We start from the raw sequence: 3,745 nt of genomic DNA, 5'->3' as shown, positions 1-3,745 counted from the left end.
CGAGCACCAGGTCGACCGGTCCCCGCAGCCGCCCCTCGACGGCCACCCCGTCGACGCGCAGCAGCGCCTCCCCGCGCCGCACCTCCAGCCGCGGCCAGCGGAGCGAGGGCGGCGGCTCGGGCGCGGTGATCCGGTGCGCCTCCAGCGCGTCCCGCTCCCGGTTCAGCGCCCGCACGACGCCCGGCGCGCGGCTCTGCCGCTGGTGCCTGCCGGTCCCCTTGTCGGGCCGCCACCCGGTGCTGAGCCGGTCGCGCGCCCGGTCGACGGCCTCGGAGAGCCTGCGCCGCTCCTCGACCTGCTCCCCGTGCTCCCGCTCCCACCGCTCCCGCTCCCGCCGCCGCCCGTCCCGCCACCCGGTGTGCCCGCCCGAGTGGAGGCGGGCGGTGCCGTCCCGGCTGGGGTCGAGGTCCAGGAACTCCTCGGCGACGTCCCGCAGCAGCGCCCGGTCGTGGCTGACCACGGCGAACCCGCCGTCGCGGGCCCGCAGCCGGTCGGTCAGGAACGCCAGCCCGGCGGCGTCGAGGTGGTTGGTCGGCTCGTCCAGCAGCAGCACGTCGTGGTGCGCCCCCAGCAGGCAGGCCAACCGGACCCGGTACCGCTGCCCCACGGACAGCGTCGCCAACGGCCGCTCCCGGTCGGCGCAGGCGGACAACGCCTCCAGCGCGACGTCGACCCGGCGTTCGGCGTCCCAGGCGTCGAGCCCGGTGGCGACGTCCAGCGCGGTCGCGTACCGGTCATCGGCCCCCGCGACCCCGGAGGCCAGCTCCTCACCCGCGAGCTCCAGCGCCCGGAGCGCGAGACGCGACCCCCGCAGCGCAGCACCGGTCAACGTCCCCACGCTCTCCCCACCCCGGACCTCCAGCGCCTGCCGCGCGAGCCCCAAGACCCCGACCCGCCGCACCGTCCCGGAATCGTGCGCCAGCACCCCGGCGAGCACGTGCAACACCGTGCTCTTGCCCCGCCCGTTCTCCCCCACGACCGCCAACCGCGACCGGGCGGACACGGTCACCGACAACTCCCGCAACACCTGCCGGTCCCCGAGCGCGACGCTGACCCCGTCAGCCCGCACATGCGCCCGCTGCCCGGCCGGCACGGGCACCCCGGCGAGCTCGTCGAGCTCCGCTCCGGTTCCCCCCACCCCAACAGCACCGGGCCGCGCACTCGCTCCCACGCCCCGAGCGGGCTCGGCACGGCCGCTGCCTGCTCCGCGCACGGCACCACGCCCACTGCCGGTCCCGCGCTCAGCACCACGCCCGCCGCCGAACCCTTTGCCAGCCCCAGGCTCGTCCTCACGCCCACCACCGAACCCGTTACCGGCCCCAGGCTCGCCCTCGCACCCGCTGCCGGTCCCGTGCTCTACCGCGCGACCGCTGCCGAACCCGTTGCCAGTCCCGCGCTCTGGCCTGCGCCAGCCACCGGACTCGCCGTCGGTCCCGCTACCCCGCCCGCGCTCTTCCCCGCGCTGCCGCCCGTTCTCGCGCCCGTTCTCACGCAGCTGCCCGTTCCCGCTCCCGCGCTGCCGCCCGCTCCCAGGCGCGCTCGTGCCCCCGCAGCCGTCCCTGCGGTCGTTCCCATCCCAGCTCCCCGCGCCGGATGCGCGCAGGGGTGATCCACCCAGTGGGTGCGACATGGTGTTTCTGCTCCGCGACTCGGATTGAGCCGGGCAGCGCTGTACGAGCCCCGCCCGGCGATGGCCGGTACGGCGGCAGCAAGAAGTGGTCAGTCCCCGTGCCCCGCCGTCAGCGGAGCCGGATCCTCACCCAGAACACGGGCCCCAAGCGCACCATGCCCCCGATCCTAATCCGCCCGGCGAACCAGCCCCAACGGTTTTACCGTCACCCGATCGACCGATCCCGCCGCAAGAGATGCCCCCGTGCCGCACCCACGCCCCGCGCTGGTGGCCGCTCACCGCGGCAGGACGTCCGCCGTCGTCAGCGACTCCCCCGGCAGCCCGCCGCCCCGCGCCCGCAACCCGTCCAGCGCCACGGCCAGCGTCCGCTCGCAGGCGAACGGCGCCGGTTCCACGTCCTCGCACAGCGGTCGCCGCAGCAGCAGCGAGAACAACCGGATCACGTCCCCCGCCCCCACGTCCGCCCGGAGCACCCCCTCCGCCTGCGCGGCCAGCACGAGCGCGTCGATCGCCGCGAGCACCCGGTCGCGCAGCTCCAGCGCGTCCGGGTCGGCCCGCAGCGCGGCCCAGGTGCGCGGGGACAGCACCGCGAGCCGCACGCTCAGGTCCAGCTCCGCCGAGGTCCGCAGCAGCCGCACCAGGGCGTCCCACGCGGTCGGCTCCTCGGCGCCCGCCGCGTCGGCCTCGGCGAGCGCGCGGGCGAAGTTGTCCAGCACCACGGCCCGCACCAGCGCGGTGCGGTCGGGGAAGCGCCGGTAGAGCGTCCCGACGCCGACCCGCGCGCGCCGCGCCACCTCCTCCATCGGCACGGTCTCCGGGTCGTGCGCGGCGAAGATCGCCTTGGCGGCGCCGATGATCTGGTCGCGGTTGCGCCTGGCGTCGGCGCGCAGCGGGGGCCGGTCGTCGACGGGCGGATCGGCGCTCATGGGGGAATCCTGCCACCCGGTCGCACCCTCGACGCCGGGCAGCGCCGGAACTAGCGTCGACGACAAGCGGAAGAAAACCCTCCGAATACCCGGACGCCGGGAGGCCCACCGTGACCCGTTCGCCGGAAGAACCGCTGGCGGTCCCCCAGCCGAGGCCCGGCCCGTACGAGCCGCCCGCCGGGTACCGGAGCCGGGGCAGGCTGCCGAGGGCGCGCACCCCGGCGGGCGCGGACGCGTGGCTGGTCACCGGTTGGCACGACCTGCGCGCGGTGCTCGCCGACCCCAGGTTCAGCTCGGACCGCACGCACCCGGCGTTCCCCACCCTGGTCCCCGGCCAGCGCGGCCTGACCACCCGCAACGGCCGCACCACCCTGATCGCCCAGGACCCGCCCGCGCACACCGCGTCCCGGCGGGCGGTGCTGGGCGAGTTCACCGTGCGCCGGGTGCGCGCGATGCGCCCGCGCATCACCGAGATCGTGGAGGGCTGCCTGGACGACCTCCTGGCGGGCCCGCGCCCGGCCGACCTGGTGGCCGCGCTGGCGCTGCCCGTGCCGTCGCTGGTGGTGTGCGAGCTGCTCGGCGTTCCGTACGCGGATCACGACTTCTTCCAGGCCCGCACGGCGGAGCTGGTGCGGCGGGGCACGTCGGACGTGGACCGCGCGCGGGCGGGCGCGCAGGTGCAGGAGTACCTGAGCGGGTTGGTGGCGGCGAAGCGGCGGGCGCCGGGGGACGACCTGCTGGGCCGGTTGATCGTGAGGCAGCGCGAGGCGAGCGGCGAGGACCACGACGACCTGGTGCTGCTGGGCACGTTGCTGCTGCTGGCCGGGCACGAGACGACGGCGAGCACGATCGCGCTGGGCGCGCTGGCGCTGCTGGAGCGCCCGGAGGTGGCGCGCGAGCTGCGCGAGGACCCGGCGCTGCTGCCGGGGGCGGTGGAGGAGCTGCTGCGGTTGCTGAGCGTGGTGGAGACGGCGACGTCGAGGCTGGCGAAGGCGGACGTGGTGGTGGGCGGGCGGCTGGTGCGCGCGGGCGAGGGCGTGATCGGCCCGGTGCAGACCAACAAGGCTCGCGATGTGGCGCGTTACGCCGACGAGTTGCAGACCCTGGACCGCATCGAGCTGGCCGAGGCGCTTGACCGCCGCCTGCAAGTGGAAGGGCGTGCGCTGGACGTGCTGATCCAGGTCAAGAC

At 76.3% G+C, this 3,745-nt stretch carries 3 protein-coding genes; 1 reads left to right on the top strand and 2 read right to left on the bottom strand.

Features of this window, described 5'->3' with window-relative positions; all coding sequences use genetic code 11:
- On the bottom strand, window positions 1-1,027 hold a 1,027-nt coding region (locus ACTUAL_RS26540; protein ID WP_440902159.1), incomplete at its 3' end, for an ATP-binding cassette domain-containing protein.
- Window positions 1,028-1,905: 878 nt separating this feature from the next.
- On the bottom strand, window positions 1,906-2,556 hold the full coding sequence (locus ACTUAL_RS26535) for a TetR/AcrR family transcriptional regulator (RefSeq protein WP_440902158.1): 651 nt from the start codon (window positions 2,554-2,556) through the stop codon (window positions 1,906-1,908).
- Window positions 2,557-2,666: 110 nt separating this feature from the next.
- Here ACTUAL_RS26535 and ACTUAL_RS26530 point away from each other — a divergent pair.
- Window positions 2,667-3,745: cytochrome P450 (locus ACTUAL_RS26530; RefSeq protein WP_440902157.1), on the top strand; the 1,079-nt coding region annotated here is incomplete at its 3' end.

The sequence above is a fragment of the Actinosynnema sp. genome, from assembly GCF_052038725.1.
Note: the sequence above shows the minus strand (reverse complement) of the source record. Positions and strands in the feature narration are given on the sequence as shown.